21 protein-coding genes are annotated in these 22474 nt (G+C 74.4%); 6 read left to right on the top strand and 15 right to left on the bottom strand.

All coding sequences use genetic code 11. The features are described 5' to 3' along the window. The first annotated feature begins 5 nt into the window (after positions 1–5). Both ABWI07_RS32640 and ABWI07_RS32635 read left to right on the top strand, forming a co-directional pair. Complete coding sequence (locus ABWI07_RS32640; protein WP_353820925.1) at positions 6–1862, top strand: DUF8508 domain-containing protein; 1857 nt, start codon at positions 6–8, stop codon at positions 1860–1862. 129 nt (positions 1863–1991) lie between these two features. Continuing rightward, positions 1992–2177, top strand: coding sequence for a hypothetical protein (locus tag ABWI07_RS32635; RefSeq protein WP_149264152.1), 186 nt, complete (start codon positions 1992–1994; stop codon positions 2175–2177). Positions 2178–2446: 269 nt separating this feature from the next. Here ABWI07_RS32635 and ABWI07_RS32630 read toward each other — a convergent pair whose 3' ends face one another. Further along, positions 2447–5044, bottom strand: coding sequence for a hypothetical protein (locus ABWI07_RS32630; RefSeq protein ID WP_353820924.1), 2598 nt, complete (start codon positions 5042–5044; stop codon positions 2447–2449). Positions 5045–5156: 112 nt separating this feature from the next. Beyond that, positions 5157–5720 carry a DUF1707 SHOCT-like domain-containing protein gene (locus ABWI07_RS32625; RefSeq protein ID WP_149264154.1) on the bottom strand — a complete coding sequence of 188 codons (564 nt, stop codon included), beginning with the start codon at positions 5718–5720 and terminating at the stop codon, positions 5157–5159. Positions 5721–5926: 206 nt separating this feature from the next. Between ABWI07_RS32625 and ABWI07_RS32620 the strand changes: the two genes are divergently transcribed. From ABWI07_RS32620 to ABWI07_RS32610, 3 genes are read left to right on the top strand one after another with little or no spacing between them, the layout of a single operon-like run. Next, positions 5927–6511, top strand: coding sequence for a Uma2 family endonuclease (locus ABWI07_RS32620; protein ID WP_149264155.1), 585 nt, complete (start codon positions 5927–5929; stop codon positions 6509–6511). A gap of 23 nt (positions 6512–6534) precedes the next feature. Continuing rightward, entirely contained in the window at positions 6535–7464 is a 930-nt protein-coding gene (locus tag ABWI07_RS32615; protein ID WP_353820922.1) for an NADP-dependent oxidoreductase, read from the top strand. A 9-nt stretch (positions 7465–7473) separates the two neighbouring features. Next, a complete protein-coding gene (locus ABWI07_RS32610; RefSeq protein ID WP_235037375.1) occupies positions 7474–8187 on the top strand; it encodes a cupin domain-containing protein in 714 nt (237 codons plus the stop codon). Positions 8188–8367: 180 nt separating this feature from the next. Here the strand turns inward: ABWI07_RS32610 and ABWI07_RS32605 are convergent, their stop codons facing one another. Next, a complete protein-coding gene (locus ABWI07_RS32605) occupies positions 8368–8853 on the bottom strand; it encodes a MarR family winged helix-turn-helix transcriptional regulator (protein WP_160161175.1) in 486 nt (161 codons plus the stop codon). A 65-nt stretch (positions 8854–8918) separates the two neighbouring features. Here ABWI07_RS32605 and ABWI07_RS32600 point away from each other — a divergent pair, with 65 nt between their 5' ends. Beyond that, positions 8919–9770 (top strand): LLM class F420-dependent oxidoreductase, encoded by an 852-nt coding sequence (locus ABWI07_RS32600; protein WP_353820921.1) that lies wholly within the window; start codon positions 8919–8921, stop codon positions 9768–9770. Positions 9771–9824: 54 nt separating this feature from the next. On the opposite strand, the gene ABWI07_RS32595 is transcribed toward ABWI07_RS32600, so the two are convergent. From ABWI07_RS32595 to ABWI07_RS32540, 12 genes are all read right to left on the bottom strand, one after another. Beyond that, positions 9825–10829: a sugar phosphate isomerase/epimerase family protein gene (locus ABWI07_RS32595; protein WP_353820920.1), complete on the bottom strand. Its 1005-nt coding sequence runs from the start codon at positions 10827–10829 to the stop codon at positions 9825–9827. After that, on the bottom strand, positions 10829–11968 hold the full coding sequence (locus ABWI07_RS32590; RefSeq protein ID WP_149264160.1) for a Gfo/Idh/MocA family protein: 1140 nt from the start codon (positions 11966–11968) through the stop codon (positions 10829–10831). Before ABWI07_RS32590 ends, ABWI07_RS32595 begins: the two co-directional genes overlap by 1 nt. 96 nt (positions 11969–12064) lie before the next feature. Then, on the bottom strand, positions 12065–13129 hold the full coding sequence (locus ABWI07_RS32585; RefSeq protein ID WP_149264161.1) for an ABC transporter substrate-binding protein: 1065 nt from the start codon (positions 13127–13129) through the stop codon (positions 12065–12067). A gap of 142 nt (positions 13130–13271) precedes the next feature. After that, a complete protein-coding gene (locus ABWI07_RS32580; RefSeq protein WP_235037376.1) occupies positions 13272–14351 on the bottom strand; it encodes an ABC transporter permease in 1080 nt (359 codons plus the stop codon). Next, positions 14348–15871: a sugar ABC transporter ATP-binding protein gene (locus ABWI07_RS32575; protein ID WP_353820919.1), complete on the bottom strand. Its 1524-nt coding sequence runs from the start codon at positions 15869–15871 to the stop codon at positions 14348–14350. Before ABWI07_RS32575 ends, ABWI07_RS32580 begins: the two co-directional genes overlap by 4 nt. Positions 15872–15899: 28 nt before the next feature. Then, the gene (locus tag ABWI07_RS32570) at positions 15900–17087 is read right to left on the bottom strand and encodes an ROK family transcriptional regulator (RefSeq protein ID WP_353820918.1); all 1188 of its coding nucleotides are present in this window, start codon (positions 17085–17087) and stop codon (positions 15900–15902) included. Between the two features lie 207 nt (positions 17088–17294). Next, the gene (locus ABWI07_RS32565; RefSeq protein WP_149264163.1) at positions 17295–17903 is read right to left on the bottom strand and encodes a GTP-binding protein; all 609 of its coding nucleotides are present in this window, start codon (positions 17901–17903) and stop codon (positions 17295–17297) included. Next, a complete protein-coding gene (locus tag ABWI07_RS32560; protein WP_200842375.1) occupies positions 17884–18276 on the bottom strand; it encodes a DUF742 domain-containing protein in 393 nt (130 codons plus the stop codon). Before ABWI07_RS32560 ends, ABWI07_RS32565 begins: the two co-directional genes overlap by 20 nt. 1 nt (position 18277) lies before the next feature. Further along, positions 18278–18724, bottom strand: coding sequence for a roadblock/LC7 domain-containing protein (locus ABWI07_RS32555; RefSeq protein WP_200842376.1), 447 nt, complete (start codon positions 18722–18724; stop codon positions 18278–18280). Continuing rightward, on the bottom strand, positions 18721–21357 hold the full coding sequence (locus ABWI07_RS32550; RefSeq protein WP_353820928.1) for a sensor histidine kinase: 2637 nt from the start codon (positions 21355–21357) through the stop codon (positions 18721–18723). The genes ABWI07_RS32555 and ABWI07_RS32550 overlap by 4 nt, the downstream gene beginning before the upstream one ends. 105 nt (positions 21358–21462) lie before the next feature. Next, positions 21463–22113, bottom strand: a complete 651-nt coding sequence (locus ABWI07_RS32545; RefSeq protein ID WP_353820917.1) for a GTP-binding protein — start codon at positions 22111–22113, stop codon at positions 21463–21465. Further along, positions 22094–22474: a DUF742 domain-containing protein gene (locus ABWI07_RS32540; protein ID WP_149264166.1), complete on the bottom strand. Its 381-nt coding sequence runs from the start codon at positions 22472–22474 to the stop codon at positions 22094–22096. The genes ABWI07_RS32545 and ABWI07_RS32540 overlap by 20 nt, the downstream gene beginning before the upstream one ends.

Raw genomic sequence — 22474 nt, 5'->3', positions numbered from 1 at the left:
CGCGGGTGGTGCACGGTCTGCTGAGGCTCCCGGCCACGGCGGCGATCGCGATGGGGCTCTTGGGCCCGCTCGTCCCGGTCGCCGCGGCACAGGCGGCGCCGCGGGCCGTCCGGATCCATGACATCCAGGGCGCCGCGCACCTCTCCCCCCTGAAGGGCTCGGCGGTCGCCGGGGTGCCGGGCGTCGTGACGGCGGTGACCACCAACGGCTTCTGGATGCAGGACCCGCGCCCCGACAGGAGCCCGGCGACGTCCGAGGGCGTCTTCGTCTTCACCCGCACCCGGCCGGAGGCGGCGGTCGGCGACGCGGTCCGGGTCGACGGCAGGGTCAGCGAGTTCCGGCCGGACGGCGGCTCGTCGGGCGGGCTCACCCGGACCGAGATCGACGCGACCGCCGCCAAGGTCGACGCGCACGGGACGCCGCTGCCGCCCGCCACCCCGCTCGGCCCGGGCGGACGCAGGGCGCCGGGCGTCATCGACCGCGGAGTCGGGGACGTCGAGCGCGGCGGCGCGTTCGACCCGCGCCGCGACGCCCTCGACTTCTACGAGGCCCTCGAAGGCATGCGGATCGAACTGCGCGACGCCGTCGCGGCCGGTCCGTCCCGCTACGGCGAGCTGCCCGTGCTGCCCTCGCGCGGCGCGGGCGCCGGGCCGCGGACGGCCCGCGGCGGCGTCCTCCTGCGCGACGGCGACGCCAACCCCGAGCGGGTCATCCTCGACGACGCGCTCGCCGCACTCCCCGGCATGGACGTCGGCGACCGGCTGCCCGGCGCGAACCGCGGCGTCCTCGACTACTCCTACGGCGACTACAAGCTGCTCCTCACCGCGACGCCGCAGCGCGCCCCGGGCGGGCTCGCCCGCGAGTCGACCCGGGCGCAGCGCCCCGGCGAGCTCGCGGTCGCCACCGTCGGGCTCGACGGGCTGAGCCCCGACGCCCCGGCCGCGCGGTTCGACGCCGCGGCGCGCGACATCGTGGACGGCCTGCGCTCCCCCGACCTCGTCGCGGTGAGCGGCCTCGGCGACAACAGCGGCGCGGACGACGACGGCACCGTCGCCGACGACCAGAGCGTCGCGCAGCTGATCACGGCGATCAGCGCGGCGGGCGGCCCCGCCTACGACTGGCGGTCGGTCGACCCGCGCGACAACGCCGACGGCCGCAAGGGCGCCAACGAGCGGGTGGGGTTCCTGTTCCGCACCGACCGCGGGCTCGCGTTCGTCGACCGGCCGTCGCTGTCGGAGCCCGTCCCGGACGACCCGCCCGCGCGGCCCGACCCGGCCGTCACCCCGGTCAGGGCCGTCCCGCGCGGCGGCACGGCCGGGCTCACGCTGAGCCCCGGGCGGATCGCGCCGGGCGACGCCGCGTGGGCCGGCACCCGCAAGCCGATCGCCGGGGAGCTGACCTGGCGGGGCCGCCGCATCATCGTCGTCGCGAACCAGTGGTTCCCCCGCACCGGCGACGACCAGCCGCTGTTCGGCCGCCGCCAGCCGCCCGCCCAGCCCACCCAGTGGCGCCGGGACGCGCAGGCCCGCGTGGTCGCGGGCTTCGTGAACTCCGTCCGGAGGGTGGACGCGCGCGCCAGCGTGATCGTGGCGGGCGACCTCGGCGACCGCGGGACGTCCCCGCCGGTCCGCACCCTCGCCGCGGGCGCGGGGCTCGCCGACCTGCCCGCGGAACTGCCCGCGGGCGACCGCTACACGGCGATCACCGGCGGCAACGCCGAGGACCTCGACCACATCCTGCTGAGCCGGGCGCTGCGCGGGAGCCGGCACGAGTACGACGTGGTGCACCGCAACGCGGAGTTCGCCGACCGCGCCGGCGACCGCGACCCCACGGTCGTCCGCATCGCGCTGGCCGGAAGATAACGCTCCCCGATTTTGGGGGCTGCCAAAAAGTACGGAACGGTAACGTCCGGAACGCCTCCGAGGTTTTCTTCCCGGCCGGTGGGGCAGCGACCGATCGGCACAACCCCCCACCGGGAGGAGACGCCTTCCATGGCGACCCGATATCGGCCGCACATCGGTCTGTTCGGCCTCATCTACCTGGTCATCGGCGTGTTCATCGCCTGGGACCGCGGCTACATCAACGAGGGCCTGGTCGCGAAGATCATCAGCGCGCTGCTGGCGATCTTCCTGTGGGTCCTCGTACTGCTCGGCGTGGACTTCCACATCGAGTTCTGATCCCCCGGAACCGGGCACGGGCCGCCCCGCACCCCCGCCGCGGGGCGGCCCGTGTCCTGAAGAGCGGTCCGTCTCCCGCGCGACAGGTGCACGTCGCCGCTCCGGTCATAGACCGCACAGTGCGGCGAACGTTACTTTCCGCTCATGACGAAAAAGGACTGTAGTTGCGGACACGGCAGCGGATGCTCGTGCGCGAAGGGCTGCTCCTGCGGCTGCAACGGCTGACCGTCGCGCCGTCCTGCCCGCGGATCCCGAAGGGCGCCCCGGCCTCACCCGGGTGCGGGGGCGCGCCAGAGGATCGGGGAGTCGGTCTCGGTTCCGGTGGCCAGGACCGTGGACCCCATGGCGGTCAGGGCGGTGAGGCGCTGGTCGCCGGGTCCGGCGAGCCCGGGCACGGCGAGGCGCCGCCATCCCGTTCCGTCGCGGGACGCCAGGACCACCGCGTCGTCCTTCGCGGAGGCCGCCGCGACGAAGCCGGCGGGAGTCGCCGCGATGGCGGTGGCGGCCAGGCCCGCTCCCAGATCGCGCCGCGTCCAGGTCGCGCCCGCGTCGGTGGACACCAGCGCGGCAGCGTCGCCGGCGATCGCGACCAGGGTGTCGCCCTTGGCGGCGACATGGGTGAGAGGCACGGTGAGGCCGGGCGGGAGCTTGGCGGCCGTCCACTTGAGGCCGTCCGGCGACGTCCACGCCGCGGGCTCCTTGCCGCGGCCGCCGACCGCGACGTAGGCCCTGCTCGTCGCGGCCACGTCGGACGCGGCGCCGTCCAGGCCCGCGCGGGTCCAGGCGCGTAGATCGGCCGAGCGCCAGGCCGCGCCGGTCCCGACCGCGACGTAGCCGGCCGGGCCGGCGGCGGCGGCGACGGGCGGCGGGCCCGCCGGGAACTCGGGCTTCTGCCAGGTGAGCCCGTCCTGCGAGGTCATCGCGAGAGGGCCGGAGGACGCGCCCGCCACGCGGCCGACCGCCAGCCAGCCGCGCCCGCCGTGGACGGCGTCCGACAGCCCGCCGGCCGTGGCGGGGAACCCGGCGCGCTTCCACGCGCGGCCGTCCGGGGCCGTCCAGATCGCCGCGTTGCCGTTGGTGCTGCCCACCGCGACGGAGAGGCCCGGCGCCGCGGCGAGCGACCTGACCGAGCGCTCCGGGTGGACGGCGCCCGGGACGGTGCGGAGGTCCACGCCTAGCAGGTAGCCGTCGTCGCCCTGGCGCCCGGAGACGGCGACCTTCCCGTTCGCGACCGTCAGCCCGCTGCCGCGCACCGGCGCCGGGACGGTGCCGCCCGGCTGCCAGGTGCGGCCGTCGGTGCTGCGCAGGACGGTGTGCGCGCCCTTCGCGCCCTCGACGATGACGGCGAGGCCGGAGGGCGTGCCGTCGAAGCGGTCGACGCCCGTGCCGCCGAACCGGCTCACGGCCTGCCACCGGGCGCCGTCCGCCGAGGTGAACAGGACGCCGAAGCGCTTGGTCCTGCGGTGCTTCTTGCGGCCGGTGGTCTGCCTGCCCTCGCGGACGGTCGCGAACCCGCCGGGCCCGACCGCCAGGCCCTTCGTCGGTCCGTACGAGCCCTGCGCCTGCGGGACGCCGGCGAGCGTCCACGTCCGGCCGCCGTCGGTGGACCGCCAGAGGCCGTCGGCGCGCACGGTCCGCGTGACCTTCCTCTTGCCGCGCTTCTGGATGACCCTCTTGCCATACGTGCCGTGGGCGACGACCACGTTGCCGGACGCCGCCACGCGGTCGAAGGCGGTGATCCCCGCGGCGTCGACGCGCTGCCACGCCCGCCCGTCCGCCGAGCTCCAGGCGACCGCGCGGCCGCCGGACGCGCCCACGGCGAGGAAGCCCTGGCCGGTGCGCGCCAGATCGTTCACCTGGTCGGACGGCGTGAAGCCCGCGGCGGGCGGGCGGCGCGTCCAGGTCGCGGCGTCCTCGCTCGTCCATGCCACGACGCCGCCCGCGGACGTCCGGCCGAGCGCCGCCCAGCGGCCGGCGCCGCCGTCGACGAGGCGCGGGGTGTCGCCGGGAGGGACGGCGGAGCCGTCCGCGGTGCGCAGCCGGGCGAGCGACCAGGCGTGCCCCGCGTCGGCGGAGACGAGGAAGCGGGTCTGTTCGCGGCCCGGGACGCCGTCGCCCTCGGTGCCCGCCGCGACGACGGTCGCGCCCGCCGAGGCGATGGTCGTGAGGTCCTGGACGAGGCCGTCGCTCGTGGCCGCCGGATCGGAGGCGAAGAGCTCGCCCGCCGCGATCGGCGCGGAGACGCCCGTCCCGTCCGGCCTGTCGTCGCCCCGGGACACGGCGAAGATGACACCGCCGGCGACCACGGCGAGCCCGGCCGCGACCGCCGCACGCGCGCGCAGCCGCCGCGTCGGCCCCGACCTCATCACCGGGCGGGGCAGGGGCCGCGGCGGACCGGCCACCAGGACGTCGTGCGGGTCTGGCTTCACCGGGCGCGGCCGGACCGCGTTCGGCTGCGGGGGCTTCGGTCGCGCGGGGACCTGCGAGGGATTCGGCTGCGTGGCCTTCGGTTCCGGGGGCGCGGGCGGGGCGCTCGCGGCCACCGCCACTCCTGGCTTCGACCGGGCGGGTGCCTTCGCCGAAGGCGTCTCAGGGGCGGCGGCGCCGCTGCGTTCGGGATCGGCGCGGACGGCGTTGCGGCTCGCGGGGCGCTGCTCGACGCTCCGGGACGGGGCGCCGTGGCCCCACTCCAGCCCGGCCGCCCGCCACGCCTCGTAGGCGCGCTGCCAGGGCGACAGCGTGGCGGGCATGTCGGCGAGGTCGCCCGCGACGCCGAAGGTGAGGCGCCGCCGCACGTGGCGTGAGTCCGCCGGGCCCTCCTCGGCCGTCCGCCGGGCCTCGTGCTGCTCCGGGGTCCTCGCCGCCACACGCGCTCCTTCACGGTCCCAGTCGAGTCACCATCAAATCGCGCCACGGGTGCCCTTGTACTGACATCACGTGAACGGCGGCCGATGGGGGCCGCGGGAGCGTTCTATCACCTCACGCCCGAGATATCCGATCTTTCGCTTCGATCGCCCCCTTGTAGGCATAGCCCCGGACGCGCAGGACCGGCGCCCCGGCTCCCGGGTCGCCGCGGACCTCCGCGGACACGCCCAGACCGTCGGCCTCCACGCGGACGCCCGGCGGCACCACGATCTGCACGGTGGACTTGTAGGCGAGCACCCACAGGGTCGTGACCTCCCCGTCCAGGTCGGCGTCGCGGAGGTCCAGCAGGCCCGTCCCCTTGTAGACGACGGTCGTGAACCGCTCGGGCAGCCGCCACCGCCCGGCCCGGGTGACCGAGCCCTTGTATGCGACCTGGAACCGGCCCGCGGGCGCGTTCCCGGCCTCTTCCCGGGCGCTCCGCCCGGACGGCAGGTCGGCGGCCAGCGCGTTCAGGTCGTCGTGGGTGCGGGCGGCGAGGGCCAGGTCGCTGCGCTCGTCCAGCTCCGACTCGCTCAGCCGACCCTCGGCGAAGGCCGTGTGGAGCCGGACGAGCATCTCGTCGCGGTCGCGGTCCGAGGCGCGCACGGCGGGCGCGGCCCGGTCTTGCTCGACGCTCATCGCATCTCTCCTTCGGGGCTTTCCGCCTCCGCAGCCTGCGCCCTCCAGCGGGTGGAGGGTCAAGACGCGATGTATCGTAACTCGCCGCCGCTCGGCTTTCGAGACATTCGACCGCATCCCGACGCGCGATCATGGCTGCGACCTTTGCGGACGCCCGTCCAGTAGATTCGGATCAGCCCGTTCATCGAGGTGAGGGGGGACGATCCATGGGCGGGACGCTCGGCCGCGCGCACGGTCCGTACACGCTGTACGACCTCGACGCGCTGCCCGAGGAGGGCCGCCGGTACGAGCTCGCCGACGGCTGGCTCAACGAGCTGCCCGGCGACCTCTGGCACGACCACGCGGCCGAACAGCTCAAGACCGTCCTGAAGGAGGCGGCGCGGCAGGCGGACGCCGACGTGCACGTCGCCGGCGCCCCGCAGGACGTCACGACCCCGGCGGGCGTCCGCAAGCCGGACGTGTTCGTCGTCGCGCGCGACGTGGCCCGCGCGGCGCTCGAACGCCGGACCCGCACCTACTACGGCCCCGACCTCCTCCTCGTCGCCGAGGTCGTCACGCCGCGCACGGTCAACGAGCAGATCGACCGCGTCCGCAAGGTGGACGAGTACGCCGCGACCGGCATCCCGCACTACTGGCTCGTCGACCTGGAGCCGCGGCCCGCCGTCACCCTGCTGGAACTGCGGGACGGCCGCTACGAGATGGCCGGCAAGGCGCGCTCCGGGGAGACCATCGCCCTGGACCGCCCCTACCCCATCGCCTTCGATCCCGCGCGCCTCTCCGAAATGGACTAGCCCGCCGCGCGGTTCTTAGTCCCATGACGGAAAAGATGCGCGCGATACGGCAGGAAGTCCTCGGCGGGCCCGAGGTGCTCGAGGTGGTCGAGGCCGAGCGGCCGGAGCCGGGACCCACGGAGGTGCTCGTCCGGGTGCGGGCGGCGGGGGTGAACCCGACCGACTGGAAGCACCGCGCCCGCGGCGGCTTCCTCGGCAAGCCCCCGTTCACCTTGGGCTGGGACGTCTCCGGCGTGGTGGAGAAGGCCGGCGTGGGCGTGACGCTGCACAAGCCGGGCGACGAGGTCTTCGGGATGCTCCGCTACCCGTTCGGGGCCGGTTCCCATGCCGAGTACGTCGCGGCGCCGTCCCGGACGTTCGTCGCCAAGCCGTCCGCCATCGACCACGTGCAGGCGGGGGCCCTGCCGTTGGCCGCGCTGACCGCGTGGCAGGCGCTGGTCGACACCGCCGACGTGCGGGAGGGCCACCGGGTGCTGATCCATGCGGCGGCGGGCGGGGTCGGGCATCTGGCCGTGCAGATCGCCAAGGCGCGCGGCGCCTACGTGATCGGCACGGCGAGCGAGGGCAAGCACGCCTTCCTGCGCGGCATCGGCGTGGACGAGCCGGTCGACTACCGCGGCGTCGACTTCGCGGACGTCGTCAAGGACGTGGACGTCGTCCTCGACACCATCGGCGGCGACTACGGGCCGCGCTCGCTGCGGGTGCTGCGGCCGGGCGGGACGCTGGTGTCGGTGGTGCTCAGCAATCTCGACGACATGGACACCAGCGGCGTCCGCTCGGAGACCCTGCTCGTGGAGCCCGACCACCACGCGCTGGCGCAGATCGCCGCGCTCGCCGAGGCCGGGAGGCTGCGCGCCGAGATCGACTCGGTGTTCCCGCTGGAGGAGGCGGCGAAGGCGCACGAGCGCGGCGAGACCGGCCGGGTGACGGGCAAGATCGTCCTGACCGTCTAGGCTCGGAGCGTGCTGCTCCTCACGACGCTCGACGGCTGGCGCGCCCAGCCCGGTCCCCGCTTCGTCCTGCGAGAGGCGGGGGCCGTCTGGGCGCCGAACGACGAACCCGGGCTGCTGGCGGTCGCCGACGACGTGTTCACCGGCGGCCAGCTCGTCGCCGTCACGCTGGACCCCGCGCCCGGCGCGGTGCCGGCCCGCGGCGTGATCGACCGCACGACCGCGTCCCGCGTCCGCTACCTGCGGCGCGACCCCGCCGGCCGGCACGTCGCCGCCCTGGACCGCCCGGCCACCGCCGAGGCGCTCGACCTGCTGCCGCATCCCGAGGGCGGCTGGTACCGCGAGACGTGGCGCTCGGACGCGGCGTTCACGCCGGACGGCTACCCGGGCGAGCGGGCCTCCGCCACCGCCATCTACTTCCTGCTGCCGCCCGGCGAGGAGTCGATCTGGCACACCGTCCGGTCCGCCGAGCTGTGGCTGTGGCACAGCGGCGGCCCGCTGACCCTGCTCCTCGGCGGGGACGGCGACCGCCCCGAGGAGACGCCCGAACCGATCGCGCTCGGCGCGGACGTGGCGGGCGGCCAGGTGCCGCAGGCCGTCGTCCCGCCCGGCGTCTGGCAGGCCGCCCGCCCGGCGGCTGACCAGGAGGTCCTGGTCAGCTGTGTAGTCTCCCCGGGCTTCGATTTCGCGGACTTCACGGCGTCTTTCTCCTCCTTCGGGCCTTGAAGGCCCTCCATCGTCGAAAAACGCGGGCGATCGCTGGCATCGCTCCGGCTCGCCTGGCGGCTCACTGCGCGATCAGATTCTCGCTTCGCTCGAATCTGCCTTCGGACGCGATCGCAACCATTGAGGTTGTTGCGTGGTTGCGGCGATGGATGCTGCCGTCACGGTACGCCGTCCTGGCCCTCAGCGCTTGCGGCGGGGGTGGAGCGCTTGCTCGGCCCAGAAGGGTTCCATGACGCGGCCGATCGCTCGGACCACGGTGCTCAGCTCGTCGTCCGAGAGCGGGCCGAAGACCTCGGCGCCCACCTCGTCGGCGAGGGTACGCGCGCGGCGGTGCAGGGCGCGGCCGTCCTCGGTGGCGCGGACGCGGTACCGCCGGCGGTCGCGCGGGTCCCGGGTGCGTTCGCAGAGGCCGCGCGCCTCCAGGTCGTCCACGAGCCCGACCATCAGCGTGGGGTCGAGCAGCAGGCAGTCGGCCATCTCCTGCTGCGACAGCGTCTCGGACGTGCTGAGCATCGCCAGCACCAGGAAGTGCCGCACCCGGATCCCGAGCGGCTCCAGTTCCTCCTCCAGCCGCTGCTCCAGCCACCATCCGCACTTGGACAGCTGGAAGCCGGCCAGGGACGCGAGCCCCTCCGGCAGCCCGTCGCGCATGGAACCCTCCGCCATGGCAGCAGGGTATATCCGTTCGATCATCGGTTGACTCGATCATAGAAAAGTTCGATTATCTACGGATGGCACCTACTCTCGGACTCTTCGCCGTCAACATGTACGCCTGCGCGGAGCCGCAGGTCGCCGCCCGCATCGCCGCCCTGGCCGAGGACCTCGGATACGACTCGGTATGGGCCGGCGACCACGTCGTGCTGCCGCGCCCGCGCGTCGAGCCGTCCCCCGCGGAGCCGGACGCGCCGTTCCTGGACCCGCTGGTCGCCCTCGCCCACCTGGCGGGACGCACGGAGCGGATCGCGCTCGGCACCGGGGTCGTCGTCCTGCCGCAGCGCAACCCGCTCGTCCTCGCCAAGCAGCTCGCCAGCCTCGACGTGCTCAGCGGGGGCAGGCTCGTCTTCGGCATGGCCGCCGGGTACCTGGAGCCGGAGATGCGCGCGGTCGGCGTCTCCCCCGAAGGGCGCGGCGCCCGCGCCGACGAGCACCTCGCGGCGATGCGCTCCCTCTGGTACGACGACGAGCCGACCTTCCACGGCCGCCATGTCGACTTCGGGGGCGTGGACGCCCACCCGCGCCCCGTGCAGCGGCCGATCCCCGTCGTGGCGGGCGGCCACAGCCCCGCCGCGCTGCGCCGGGCCGCCCGGCACGCGGACGGCTGGTACGGGTGGATGCTCGGGCGCCGTGCCGCCGCGGAGACGATCGGACGGCTGCGGGCCCTCACCGACGAGGCGGGCCGCGATCCCCTGCACGTCTCGATCAGCCCGCCCCGTCCCCCGGACGCCGGGTTCGTCCGGGAGTATGGCGAGCTGGGAGTGGACCGGCTCATCATCGTCCCGCCCATGGGCGTCCCGGCGTCCGAGTTGGAGCGGTTCGTCACCGACCACGCCCCGCACAGGCTCGGCGCGCGGCCCGCATCCTGAGGGGGCGGTGCGCCGTCCCGGCGCGTGGCCTCGCCGGGACGGCGCACCGCGGGGTCAGTCGGAGGAGAACGCGGAGTCGAACGACGCCGTCGGGATCTCCATGGAGTTGAGGCCGCGGACGAACTCCAGGGCCTCAGGGGCGCCTTGGAGGCGGTCCATCCCGGCGTCCTCCCACTCGACGGAGATCGGCCCGGCGTAGCCGATCGCATTGAGGGCGCGGAAGACGTCCTCCCACGGGACGTCGCCGCGGCCGGTGGAGATGAAGTCCCAGCCGCGCCGCAGGTCCGCCCACGGCAGGTGGGACGACAGGCGGCCGCGGCGGCCGTCGCCCGTGCGGACCTTCGTGTCCTTGCAGTCGACGTGGTAGATCCGGTCGCGGAAGTCGAACAGGAAGCCGACCGGGTCGAGCTCCTGCCACACGAAGTGCGACGGGTCGAAGTTCAGCCCGAACGCGGGGCGGTGCCCGATCGCCTCCAGCGTCCGGACGGTCGTCCAGTAGTCGTAGGCGATCTCGCTCGGGTGCACCTCGTGCGCGAACCGGACGCCCACCTCGTCGAACACGTCCAGGATCGGGTTCCAGCGCTCGGCGAAGTCGGCGTAGCCGCGCTCGACCATCGCCTCCGGGGTGGGCGGGAACATCGCGACCGTGTGCCAGATCGAGGAGCCGGTGAACCCGATCACCGTGTCGACGCCGAGCCGCGCGGCGGCCTGCGCGGTGTCCTTGATCTCGTCCGCGGCGCGCCGCCGGACGCCCTCGGGCTCCCCGTCGCCCCAGATCCGCTCCGGCAGGATCGCCTTGTGCCGCTCGTCGGGGTTGTCGCAGACGGCCTGCCCGACGAGGTGGTTGGAGATCGCCCACACCTTGAGGTCGTGCTTGGCGAGCGTCTCCAGCTTGCGCGGGACGTAGTCGTCGTCCGCGAGGGCCTTGTCGACCTCGAAGTGGTCGCCCCAGCAGGCGATCTCCAGGCCCTCGTAGCCCCAGCCGGACGCCAGCCGGCAGACCTCCTCGAACGGCAGGTCAGCCCACTGGCCGGTGAACAGCGTGACCGGTCGTGTCATCATTCGCTCCCTTCGACTTCGGCCCAGCATCGGGAGGCCGCGCTGGCGGCGACCGCGGCGAGGACGCGCTGCACCTGCAGCCCGTCGGCGAACGACGGGCGCGGGTCGACGCCCTCCGCGATCGCGGTGAGCAGGTCGGCGGCCTGATGGGTGAACGTGTGCTCGTAGCCGAGCATGTGACCGGGCGGCCACCACCGGTCGACGTACGGGTGGACGGGCTCGGTGACGACGATCCGCCGGAAGCCGGCGGTCGCGCCGTCCTCCTCGCGGTCGTAGAACCACAGCTCGTTCAGCGACTCCAGGTCGAACGCCAGGGCGCCGGAGGAGCCGCTGACCTCGATCCGCAGCGCGTTCTTGCGGCCGGTGGCGAACCGGGTGGCCTCGAACGACGCGAGCGCGCCGCCGTCGGTGCGGCCGACGAACAGGGCCGCGTCGTCCACGGTGACCTGCGCCGTGCCGCCGCCCGGCAGCGGGCGCTCCGGGACGAACGTGTCCATCACCGCCGACACCCCGACGAGCGACTGCCCGGTGACGAACTGCGCGGTGTCGATGATGTGCGCGCCGATGTCGCCGAGCGCGCCCGTCCCGGCCCTGTCGCGGTCCATCCGCCAGGTGAACGGGGCCTGCGGGTCGGCCAGCCAGTCCTGCAGGTACTGGGCCCGGACGTGCCGGACGGCGCCGATCCGCCCCTCGCCCACCAGCCTGCGGGCGAGGGTGACGGCCGGGACGCGCCGGTAGTTGAACCCGACCATCGACCGGACGCCGCGCCCGCGCGCCCGCTCCGCGGCGGCGGCCATCGCCTCCGCCTCGGCGACGGAGTTCGCGAGCGGCTTCTCGCACAGTACGTGCTTGCCCGCGTCGAGCGCGGCGACCGCGATCTCGGCGTGGCTGTCGCCCGGCGTGCAGATGTCGACGAGCTGGACGTCGTCGCGGCGGAGCAGCTCCTTCCAGTCGGTCTCCACCGAGGCCCAGCCGAGCGCCTCGGCGGCGGCGCGGGCGCGCTCGGCGGAACGTCCTGCCAGGGCGGTCATGACGGGCGTCAGCGGCGGCCCGAAGAACGGCCCGACGCTGCGCCACGCCTGGGAGTGGGCGCGTCCCATGAACGCGTGCCCGACCATCCCGACTCCGACGGTCGTCATGTCAGCTCACCTCTCTGTGTCGTCTTCCGGGAGCGGGCCCCGGACCCCCGGGCCGGCGCGCCCGCCCGCGGGCGGACGCGCCGGCGCCCCCGTCGCTCAGGACTCGAAGCCGAGCGGCATGTACGTGTCGACGTTGTTCTTGGCGACCGTCTCGGAGGCCAGCGTGATCGACTGGGGCACCTGGAGCTCGACCAGGTCGGCCATGCCCTTGCCCTGCGCGATGAGCCGGCCGAGCTTGATCGCGGACGCGGCCATCGTCGGCGGGTAGGTGACGGTCGCCTCCAGCACGCCGCCGCCCGACTTGATGTCGCGCATCGCGTTGGCCGAGCCCGCGCCGCCGACCATGAAGAACTCCTTGCGGCCGGACTGCTTGATCGCGGCGAGCACGCCGACGCCCTGGTCGTCGTCGTGGTTCCACAGCGCGTCGATCTTCTTGTGCGCCTGGAGCAGGTTGCTCGCGACCTGGTTGCCGGACTCCACCGTGAACTTCGCGTCCTGCTTGGCGGTGACGGAGAAGCCGTAGGACTTCAGCGCGTCCGCGAAGCCCTTGCTGCGCTCCTGCGTCAGCGGCAGCGTCGCGATGCCCTGGATCTCCAGGATGACCGGGCTGGCGACGCCCTTGTCCTTCAGCTTCTTGCCGATGTAGTGGCCCGCGGAGACGCCCATGCCGTAGTTGTCGCCGCCGACCCACGTCCGGTACGACAGCTTGTCGGGGAAGACGCGGTCGAGGTTGACGACGGGGATCCCGGCGTCCATCGCCTTGCGGGCGACCTGGTTCAGCTGCTCCCCGTCGTTCGGCAGGATGACGAGCACGTCGACCTTCGCCCGGATCAGCGACTCGACGGCGGAGATCTGCTGGTTGATGTCGTTGGTCGGCTCGACCGGCTTGAACGTCACGTCCTTGTACTTCTTGGCCTGGCCCTCGGCGTTCTTGGCGATCGCCGCGATCCAGCCGTGGTCCGCGGCGGGCGCGGAGAACCCGATGGTGACCTGCTTGCCCGGCTTGTCGTTGTCGCCGCCGAGCGACCCGGCCTGCGCCGCCGGGCTCGGGTCGTCCTTCTCGTTGTTGCTGGTGCAGGCCGCGGCGAGGCTGCCCGCCGCGACGACGGCGCCGCCGAACAGGACGCCTCTGCGGGTGGGACGAGGGCTCTGATCACGCATGACGTGCTCCTGATCAAGGGATGGGTCGTCCCGCGCCGCGCGCTCCCCGGGACGCGCGGCGCCGGACGTGGGGGGTGGGGTGTCGGTCGCCGCCGGACGGTGCCGGACGGCCGCGGGCGAAAGGGCCGGGTGGGCGTGCGGGTCAGGTGGGCGAGCGGAGGCCGCGGCGCTGCAGCAGCACGGCGATCACGATGATCGCGCCCTTGGCGATCAGCTGGTCGCTGGTGTCCAGGCCGTTCAGGATGAACAGGTTGGTGATGAGCGTGAACACCAGCACGCCGAGGATCGACCCGATGACGGTGCCGCGCCCGCCGGTGAGCAGCGTGCCGCCGATGATGACGGCGGCGATCGCGTCCAGCTCGTAGAGGTCTCCGTGGGTGCTGGAGCCGGTGGTGGTCCGCGCCATGATGATGATCGCGGCGATGCCGCAGCAGAACCCGGACAGCGCGTACAGCAGCAGGGTGTGCCGGCGGACGTCGATGCCGGCCAGGCGCGCCGCCTCGGGGTTGCCGCCCACCGCGAACGTCCGGCGGCCGAACGTGGTGCGGTTGAGCAGCAGCCATCCGGCGGCGGCGACCGCGGCGAAGATGTACACGACGAGCGGCAGCCCGAGCACCTTGGTGGTGGACAGCGCCTCGATCGCGTCGTTCTCCGGCCGGACGAGCTGGGTCCTGCGGTCCGACATGCGCTGCGCGAGCCCGCGCGCCGCGACGAGCATCGCGAGGGTGGCGATGAACGGGACCAGCCGCCCGTAGGAGATCAGCAGCCCGCTGGCGACGCCCGCGCCGGTCCCGACGAGGATCGCGCACAGCGCCATCACCGCCGGGCCGTAGGACTGCGTCGCCACGGTCGTCGCCCACACCGACGCCAGCGCCATCACCGACCCGACGGACAGGTCGATCCCGCCGCCGATGATCACGAAGGTCTGGCCGACGGTGATCACGCCGATGGTGGCGGCGAGCGCGAGGATGCCGACGGCGTTCCCCGACGTCGCGAAGTTGTCCGGCTTGGTCGCCACGCCGACCGCGCACAGCAGCACGAGCGCGGCGACGAGCCCGAGGTGGTGGATCTCGCGGCCCTCCGCGGCGCCGCCCCGGCGCAACGGCCGCCACGGCCCGCCGCTCCCGCTCTTGCCGGCCGGCCGGGTCGGTGCCCCGCCGTGCCCGCCAGCGTCCTTCTCGGTCCGGGGGGCCGACCCTCCGGAGTGAAAGGTGTCCGTCACAGGGCACTCCCCTCCATGATCATGTTGAGCACGGCGCCCTCGTCGAGGTCGCGGGCGTCGCCGGTGTGCACGACGCGCCCCTCCCGGACGACGAGGACGCGGTCGGCGAGCCCGAGCACCTCGGGCACCTCGCTGGACACCAGCAGCACCCCGATCCCCCGCCCGGCCAGCTCGCGGATCACCGCGTACAGCTCGGCGCGGGCGCCGACGTCCACGCCGCGGGTGGGCTCGTCGAGGATCAGCAGCCGCAGGCCGGTCGTGCCGAGCAGCCAGCGGGCCAGCACGACCTTCTGCTGGTTGCCGCCCGACAGCGTCACCACCGGGCGGCGCGGGTCGGGCGGCCGGATGTCGAGCGCCTCGATCTGGCGCCGCACGTCGGCGAGCTCGCGGCGGCGGATGAGCCAGCCGAACGAGGCGTAGCGCGGCAGCGAGGCGACGGTGACGTTCGCGGCGACGGTCTCGTTCAGCAGCAGCGCCTGGCTCTTGCGCTCCTCGGGCGCCATGCCCATGCCGCGCCGCACCGCCGCGCCCGTGTCGCCGGGACGGACCGGGCGGCCGTCCACGAGCACCCGTCCCCGCGCGGGGCGCCGGGCCCCGTAGACCGTCTCCAGGATCTCCGAGCGCCCGGACCCGACGAGTCCGGCCAGCCCGACGATCTCGCCCGCGCGGACGGTGAGCGACACGTCCTCGAACGCCCCGGGGAGCGTGAGGCCCTCGACCCGCAGCACCTCGGGGCGGCCGTCCTCGGGCTCGGGCCGCTCCGGGAACACGTACTCCACGTCGCGCCCGGTCATCAGCGACACGATCTCGTCGGTGGAGGTGGTCCGCGCGGGCAGCCCGCCCGCGACGGACCGGCCGTCCTTGAGCACGGTCACCCGGTCGCCGATCTCGCGGATCTCCTCCAGCCGGTGCGAGATGTAGACGACGGCGACGCCGGCGGCGGTCAGCTCCCGGATGATGCGGAACAGGTTGGCGACCTCGTCGTGGGCGAGCGCGGCGGACGGCTCGTCCATCACGATGAGCCGGGCGTCGTGCGACAGGGCGCGGGCCATGCTGACGACCTGCTTGCCCGCCGCCGGCAGCCGGCCGACCTCGCGGCGCGGCGGGATCTCCCCGTGCCCGAGCCGGCCGAGCAGCTCCCGCGCCGCCCCCTCGGCCTCGCCCCGGCGCGTGAAGCCCAGCCGGGCCTTCTCGTGCCCGAGGAAGATGTTCTCGGCGACCGAGAGGCCGTCCACGAGGTCCAGCTCCTGGTAGATGGTGGCGATCCCGGCCCGCATGGCGGCGGTGGGTCCGGCGAGCCGCACCGGCGCCCCGCCGAACACGATCTCGCCCTGGTCGGGCTGGTGCGCACCGGCGAGCACCTTGATGAGCGTGGACTTGCCGGCGCCGTTCTGGCCGAGCAGGCAGTGCACCTCGCCGGGGCGGACGTCGAGGTCGACGCCGTCCAGGGCGCGGACGCCGGGGAACTGCTTCACGATGCCGCGCATCCGCAGCAGCGGTTCGGGTTCGGTCGAGCCCATCGGGCCTCCTCGGGGGCCGGGCAGGGGGTCAGGACGCGGAGAAGACGTGGTCGCTGATGAGCCGGGCGCCGCCGACCACTCCGGCGGCGCCGGCGAGTTCGGACAGCACGATCGGCAGGTTGCCGGTCGCGAGCGGCGCGGACCGCCGGTACACGACGCTGCGGATCTCGGCGAGCAGCGCGTGGCCGAGGCCCGCGACGCCGCCCGCGATGATGACGAGGCCGGGGTTGAAGAAGCTGACGAGCCCGGCGAGGACCTGGCCGACGTGCCGGCCGCCCTCCCGGATGATCTGCACGGCGGCCGGGTCGCCGGCGGCGGCCGCCTCGCCGACGTGCTCGGCGGCCAGCTCCCCGTGGGCCTCCAGCAGCGCCGCGAGCGCGGGCGAGCGCCCGGACCGCGCCGCCGCCTCCGCGTCCCGCGCGAGCGCCGCGCCGCCGAAGAACGCCTCCAGGCACCCGGCGTTGCCGCAGGCGCAGATCGGGCCGTCGTCATCGACCCGGATGTGGCCGATGTCGCCCGCGCTGCCGGACACGCCGCGGTAGATGGCGCCGTCGACCACGATGCCGCAGCCGATCCCGGTGCCGATCTTCACGAGCAGGAAGTCGTCCACCGACCGGGCGAGCCCGGCGTGCAGCTCGCCCAGCGCCATGAGGTTCACGTCGTTGTCGACGAGCACCGGGCAGCCGAGCTCCTGGCCAATCGCGTCCCGCACCGGGAACCGGTCCCAGCCCGGCATGATCGGCGGGACGACCGGCATGCCGTCCCGGAAGCTGACCGGCCCGGGCACCCCGATGCCCGTCCCGTGCACCTGCGGGATCAGCCCCTCGTCGCGCAGCTTGCCGAGCAGGTCCAGGGCCCGGTCCAGCACGACGGTCGCGCCCTGCCGGACGTCGCACCGCTCGCTCACGTGGCCGAGGACCTCCAGCTCGCCGTCGGTCACCGCGACGTCGATCGAGGTCGCGCCGATGTCGAAGGCGACGAACCGCAGGCTCGGCGACAGCCGGACGATCCCGGACCGCCGCCCGCCGCGCGACGCGGCCAGCCCGGCCCCCTCCACGAGGCCCAGCTCGACGAGCCGGTCCAGCTCGACGGCGAGCTTCGACCGCGACAGCCGGACCACGTCGCCCAGCTCGGCGCGCGAGCGCGGCCCCTCGTCACGCAGCAGCCGCAGCAGGCGTGCCTGATGCACGTTCTGCGGACGAGCCGACATGCGCATCACGCCGTCCTCTCGGGAATCACGGGCCCGGCGCCATGTGACGCCGGTCTCATGGCCGAGACCGTAACCCGCTTTCGCCGCTTTGAGAAGACCTTTTCACCAGATCATCTAAACTTTCCCCACTCAGAGGACAAAGCCGCACACAAGCAACGACCCCGCCCGGTACGCATGCGCGCACCGAGCGGGGCCGTGGCCCTCTGCGTCTGGCTAGTAGGACACCGTCTGGCGGCCTGAGCTCATCGTTCGCATGATGTGTTCGACCAGAGTGATGAGGACGCGCTTGGCGTCCTCGCGGTCGCGGACGTCGCAGGAGATCACGGGGATCTCCGGGGACAGGTCGAGGGCGTCGCGGACCTGGTCGGCCGAGTGCTGGCCGGCCCCGTCGAAGCGGTTGACCCCGATGATGAACGGGACGCCGCGGCGTTCGAAGTAGTCGACCGAGGCGAAGCAGTCGGCGAGGCGGCGGGTGTCGACGAGGACGACCGCCCCGAGCGCGCCCTTGGCCAGTTCGTCCCACATGAACCAGAACCGGTCCTGGCCGGGGGTACCGAACACGAACAGCACCAGGCCGTTGGGCAGGGTGATGCGCCCGAAGTCCATCGCCACGGTGGTCGTGGTCTTGGACGCGACGGCCGTGGTGTCGTCGATCCCGATGCTCTTCTCGGTCAGCGCCTCCTCGGTCCGCAGCGGGCGGATCTCGCTGACCGCGCTGACCAGGGTGGTCTTGCCGACGCCGAAGCCGCCGGCCACGAGGATCTTGACCGTCAGCGCCGAGTCGCCCTGCTGGGCGACCGCGTCAGAGCGCACGGATTCCATCGATCACTTCCTTGAGTACGCGCTCGCTGGGGAACTGCGCCACCGGCGCGGGGCGCCGGACCTGAATCAGCGAGTGGTCGAGCAGGTCGCCGAGCAGGACACGGACGACCCCGAGGGGAAGTTCCAGATCCGACGCTATCTCGGCGACCGACAACGGGGTGCGGCAAAGCTCCAGGATCATGTCATGTTCCGGCTCCGGTGCCCATGGGGCCGCCGGAAGTGCGTGGTCGTCCGCGGGCTCCGGCGGGTCGGCCGCGACGATCAGTGCGACCAGGTCGAACTCGACGCCGTCGTAGTGCGTCCGGCCTCGGGTCAGCGCGTACGGGCGGACGACGGGGCCCGCCGCGTCGTCGTACCAGGCCGTGCCGCCCATCTCACGCGCCGCCGGAGTCGGCCGCGGCGACCCGCGGGTTCGCCGACAGGTGCTGGCCGACCCGGGTGACCAGCATCGCCATCTCGTAGGCGATGATCCCGAGGTCGGCCTCGGCGTCGGCGAGGACGGCGAGGCAGGCGCCCCTGCCGGCGGCGGTGACGAACAGGAACGACGACTCCATCTCCACGATCGTCTGCCGGACGGGCCCGCCGCCGAACGACTCCCCGGCCCCGCGCGCCAGGCTCTGGAAGCTGGCGGCCACGGCGGCCAGGTGGTCGGACTCCTCGCGCGCCAGCCCGCTGGAGGCGGCGATCCGGAGGCCGTCGCTGGACAGCACCACCGCGTTCTGCACCGGGGCGACCCGCTGGACGAGACTGTCCAGCAGCCAGTTGAGCTCACCTCCGGCTCCGCCCGGGACCTCCGCGCCGGAGTGCTGGGGCTGTGTCATGTGGCGTCGTCCTCCTGGTCACGTTCGTCGCCCGCGGCCTCCGCGTCGGCCGCGTCCTGCCGGCCGCGCTGCCAGCCGCGCTGCATCGCGGACATCATCGATCGCATCGTCTCGGGCGAGCGGGCTGCGCCGTCGTCCGGTTCCTCTCCCGTGGGAACGGTCCCGGCCGGGTCGCGCCCGGTCCCGTCCGCGGGGACGTCCATGGGGACGGGCGCGGCGAGCGGCATCCCGGCCGGCGCCGGGTCCGGAGGCGCCGGGGGCGCGGCCGGCTCCGGAGCGGGCGGCGGGGCCTGCCCCTGCGCGGCGAGGTGCGCGTCCACCCGCTCCTTGAGCTGGGGCGCCAGGTGCGTCTGCCGCCTGCGCTTGGGCAGCTCGCCCTCGCGCAGGGGCTGGGCGGGCTCCGGCGGCGCCTCGGCCTGCGCAGGCGCGGGCGGCGTCTCGGCTCGCGGAGGGGCCGCGGGCTCGGGCTCTTCGACGGGACGGGGCGGCGCGGGCGGGAGCGGCGCGGGCGGAAGGGGCTCGGCCTCGGCGACCAGCCGGACGAACCCGCCGGACTCGCCGCGTCCGGGCTCGGACGCGGGGCGGGCGGCGGCGGGGAGCGCGGCGGCCGGGTTCGGCAGCGCCTGCATCGGCCCGGTGGAACGGCGCACCGCGGACGGCTCCGGCTCCGAGCTCTCCACGATGAGCGAGCTCGGGATCAGCGCGATCGCCGTCGTCCCCCCGTACGGGGACGGGCGCAGGGTGACGGTGATGTCGTGCCGCTCGGCCAGCCGGGCGACGACGAACAGCCCGAGCTGCGCGCTGTCGGACGGGTCGAACTCGGGCGGGTGCGCGAGCCGCTCGTTGGCCCTGCGCAGCGCCTCCTCGGTCATCCCGAGCCCGCGGTCCTCGACCTCGATCGCGAACCCGCTGGCGACCGCGTGGCCGCTGACCCGCACCGGCGACTGCGGCGGCGAGAACGTGGTGGCGTTCTCCACCACCTCGGCGAGCAGGTGGATGACGTCGGCGACGGCGGAGCCGAGCAGCGCGACGCGCGGCAGCGGCTGCACCCGGACGCGCGGGTAGTCCTCGACCTCGGCGACGGCGCCGCGCACCACGTCCACCAGCGGGACGGGACGGCGCCAGCCGCGCCCGGCGGTCTTGCCGGCCAGGATGACCAGGCCCTCGGCGTGCCGGCGCATGCGCGTCGCGAGGTGGTCGAGGCGGAACAGGTCCGACAGCTCCGACGGGTCCTCGGTGCGGCGCTCCATGGTGTCGAGCAGGCTGAGCTGCCGGTGCAGCAGCGCCTGGTTGCGGCGGGCGAGGTTGACGAACACCTCGCTGATGCCGCGCCGGGCCGCGACCTCGCCCTCGGCGGCGACGAGCACGGCCTCGCGGGCGCGGTCGAAGGACTCGGCGATCTGCCGGATCTCGGTGATGCGGTAGTCGACCTCGGGGTCGGGCTCGGGTTCGACGGGGCTGCCGGCGCGGACCTGCTCGGCCAGCAGCGGCAGCCGCTTGCGCGTGAAGTCCATGACGCCGGAGGCGAGGGTGCGGCACTCCTGCAGCAGCCGCCGGGACACCCGGATCGCGATCAGCGCGGTCAGCACGATCGCGAGCAGGCCGGCGCCGCCGGCGAGGGCCAGCCGCGTGAAGGCGCCGATCGCGATGTGCTGCGCGTGGGCGGTGACGTCGTCGAGGACCCGGTTCTCCAGCTGGAACAGCTGCCCGTTGACGGTGTCGGCGAGGGACCGCCAGATGGCGGGCTCGATGACCGGCGTGTGCGGGGCGCGGGCGGCGGGCTGCCCGGTGCGGGCGCCCTCGGCGGGCCGAGCGCTCGCCTCACGGGTCTTGCGCACGGCGGCGCGGGGCGGCTCGGCACCGCGGATGACCCGGTCCTCCAGCGTCCGCAGCTGGACGAACGGCGCCGACGCGGCGAGCCGCTCGTAGCGTTCGTAGTCGTGGTGCAGGTTGGGCGCGTTGTCGGCGTACAGCAGCCGCTGGGCGCCGACGAGCTGCGCGAACTGGCCGCGCTCGGCGGCGGTGATGCGCCCGGCCGCCAGGGCGCCGGTCAGCAGGGCGTCCTCGCGCGACATGAACTCGCGGGCGCGGCCGAACGAGGTGAGCGTGCGGGCGTGCGCGGTGATGGACCCGTCGCCCGGCGTGGTCGCGTTGTAGATGGCGAAGCCCGCGTCGATGATGTCGCTGTACTCCCGCAGCACCTGCGCGCGGTCGGCGACGCGCTGGTCCACGCCGTGGCGGACGGAGCGCAGCGTGCCGATCCGGTCCACGAGCGTGTCCAGCCGGTCGACGACCTGGGGCTGGATCGAGCCCCGCAGCCCCTGGTCGCGGGCGCCCGCCCGGACCTCCTCGCCCGCCTCGTCGGTGCTCTGCCGCTGCGTCCGCATCACGCCGGGCTCGGCCCGGGCGCCGCCGAGCTCGGCCATCGACAGCCGCCGCTCCTTCTGCAGCGCGTCGATGAGGCGCTGCGTGGGCAGCACGGTCTTCTCCTGGAACTGGCGGCTCTGCAGCAGCTGGTGCGCGTCGCCGTAGGTGAAGCCGGTGAGGAACGCCCACAGCGAGGCGAGCGCCAGCAGAGGCACCAGCACCAGCAGGCTGATCCTCGCCCGGATGGAGGAGAAGCGGGGGCCCATCACGGCTGGCGGACCCTGCTCACGTGTGTCGCGATCGGCATTGGGGGGCGGAACATGCGGGGGAAACCTCCCGATGCGTGGAGTACGGGGGTGTGCGGGAGCCTACTACGTCGCGGGTTCTCGATGATCGGCCATCGGGCCGCCGGGCGCCTCCTCCCGCTCGTCGGGCCAGGTCAGGACGTGCTCCATCAGCGCGATGAGCACCTCCTTGGACGACTCTCGGCGGCGCGCGTCGCACAGCACCACCGGGACGCCGGGGTCCAGGTCGAGCGCGATGGCGATGTCGCGCGGCCGGTGCGTGCGCTCGCCGTCGAAGCAGTTCACGGCCACCACGAACGGCAGGCCGCGGCGCTCGAAGTAGTCGATCGCCGGGAAGCAGCCGGTCAGCCGGCGCGTGTCGGCGAGCACGACGGCGCCGATCGCGCCGGTCGCCAGCTCGTCCCACATGAACCAGAACCGCTCCTGGCCGGGCGTGCCGAACAGGTAGAGCAGCAGCTGGTCCGACAGCGTGATGCGGCCGAAGTCCATGGCGACGGTCGTGGTCGACTTCGCGGCGACGCCGGACACGTCGTCCACCCCGACGCCGCGGTCGGTCAGCGGCTCCTCGGTGTGCAGCGGGCGGATCTCGCTGACCGAGCCGACCATGGTGGTCTTGCCCGCGCCGAAACCGCCCGCGATGAGGATCTTGGTGGTGACGAGCCGCCCGGCCGCCGAGCCCGGCCCGGCGGCCGCGCCCTCAAAGCGCGCGGAGTCCATTGAGCACCTCCCTCAGCACGCCGGACGGGGGCCGGCGGCCCGCGGCCGGGTGCGCCTCGTCGACCACCGCGACCAGGCCCTCGTCCCGCAGGTCGCCGAGCAGCACTCGCACGACGCCGAGGGGCAGGCCGAGGTCGGCCGCGAGGTCGACGACCGCGACCGGCCGCGCGCAGCCGCGCAGCACCCGCGCGTGGTCGGGGCTGTAGCGCAGCCGGTCGCCCGGCGGGACGCCGGTGGCCGCGACCACCGCGATCAGCGCGAAGCCCGCGCCCTCGGGACGGGTCCGTCCGCGGGTCAGCGCGTAGGGGCGCACGAGCGGACCGGCCTCGCGGTCCAGCCAGCGCTCTCCCGGCGGGGTCAT

Origin of the sequence: Actinomadura sp. NPDC000600, assembly GCF_040492135.1 — a bacterium.
Taxonomy (GTDB): Bacteria; Actinomycetota; Actinomycetes; order Streptosporangiales; family Streptosporangiaceae; genus Spirillospora.
This window is presented reverse-complemented; position numbering and strand designations above follow the sequence as displayed.

Coding starts and splice junctions, on each gene's coding strand:
- ABWI07_RS32615 (WP_353820922.1), top strand. CDS start 6,535: ATGACGGAAAAGATGCGCGCGATACGGCAGGAAGTCCTCGGCGGGCCC.
- ABWI07_RS32590 (WP_149264160.1), bottom strand. CDS start 11,968: ATGACGACCGTCGGAGTCGGGATGGTCGGGCACGCGTTCATGGGACGC.
- ABWI07_RS32620 (WP_149264155.1), top strand. CDS start 5,927: ATGGGCGGGACGCTCGGCCGCGCGCACGGTCCGTACACGCTGTACGAC.
- ABWI07_RS32595 (WP_353820920.1), bottom strand. CDS start 10,829: ATGACACGACCGGTCACGCTGTTCACCGGCCAGTGGGCTGACCTGCCG.
- ABWI07_RS32575 (WP_353820919.1), bottom strand. CDS start 15,871: ATGGGCTCGACCGAACCCGAACCGCTGCTGCGGATGCGCGGCATCGTG.
- ABWI07_RS32560 (WP_200842375.1), bottom strand. CDS start 18,276: ATGGGCGGCACGGCCTGGTACGACGACGCGGCGGGCCCCGTCGTCCGC.
- ABWI07_RS32555 (WP_200842376.1), bottom strand. CDS start 18,724: ATGACACAGCCCCAGCACTCCGGCGCGGAGGTCCCGGGCGGAGCCGGA.
- ABWI07_RS32570 (WP_353820918.1), bottom strand. CDS start 17,087: ATGCGCATGTCGGCTCGTCCGCAGAACGTGCATCAGGCACGCCTGCTG.
- ABWI07_RS32565 (WP_149264163.1), bottom strand. CDS start 17,903: ATGGAATCCGTGCGCTCTGACGCGGTCGCCCAGCAGGGCGACTCGGCG.
- ABWI07_RS32545 (WP_353820917.1), bottom strand. CDS start 22,113: ATGGACTCCGCGCGCTTTGAGGGCGCGGCCGCCGGGCCGGGCTCGGCG.
- ABWI07_RS32585 (WP_149264161.1), bottom strand. CDS start 13,129: ATGCGTGATCAGAGCCCTCGTCCCACCCGCAGAGGCGTCCTGTTCGGC.
- ABWI07_RS32635 (WP_149264152.1), top strand. CDS start 1,992: ATGGCGACCCGATATCGGCCGCACATCGGTCTGTTCGGCCTCATCTAC.
- ABWI07_RS32625 (WP_149264154.1), bottom strand. CDS start 5,720: ATGAGCGTCGAGCAAGACCGGGCCGCGCCCGCCGTGCGCGCCTCGGAC.
- ABWI07_RS32550 (WP_353820928.1), bottom strand. CDS start 21,357: ATGGGCCCCCGCTTCTCCTCCATCCGGGCGAGGATCAGCCTGCTGGTG.
- ABWI07_RS32600 (WP_353820921.1), top strand. CDS start 8,919: ATGGCACCTACTCTCGGACTCTTCGCCGTCAACATGTACGCCTGCGCG.
- ABWI07_RS32605 (WP_160161175.1), bottom strand. CDS start 8,853: ATGGCGGAGGGTTCCATGCGCGACGGGCTGCCGGAGGGGCTCGCGTCC.
- ABWI07_RS32540 (WP_149264166.1), bottom strand. CDS start 22,474: ATGACCCCGCCGGGAGAGCGCTGGCTGGACCGCGAGGCCGGTCCGCTC.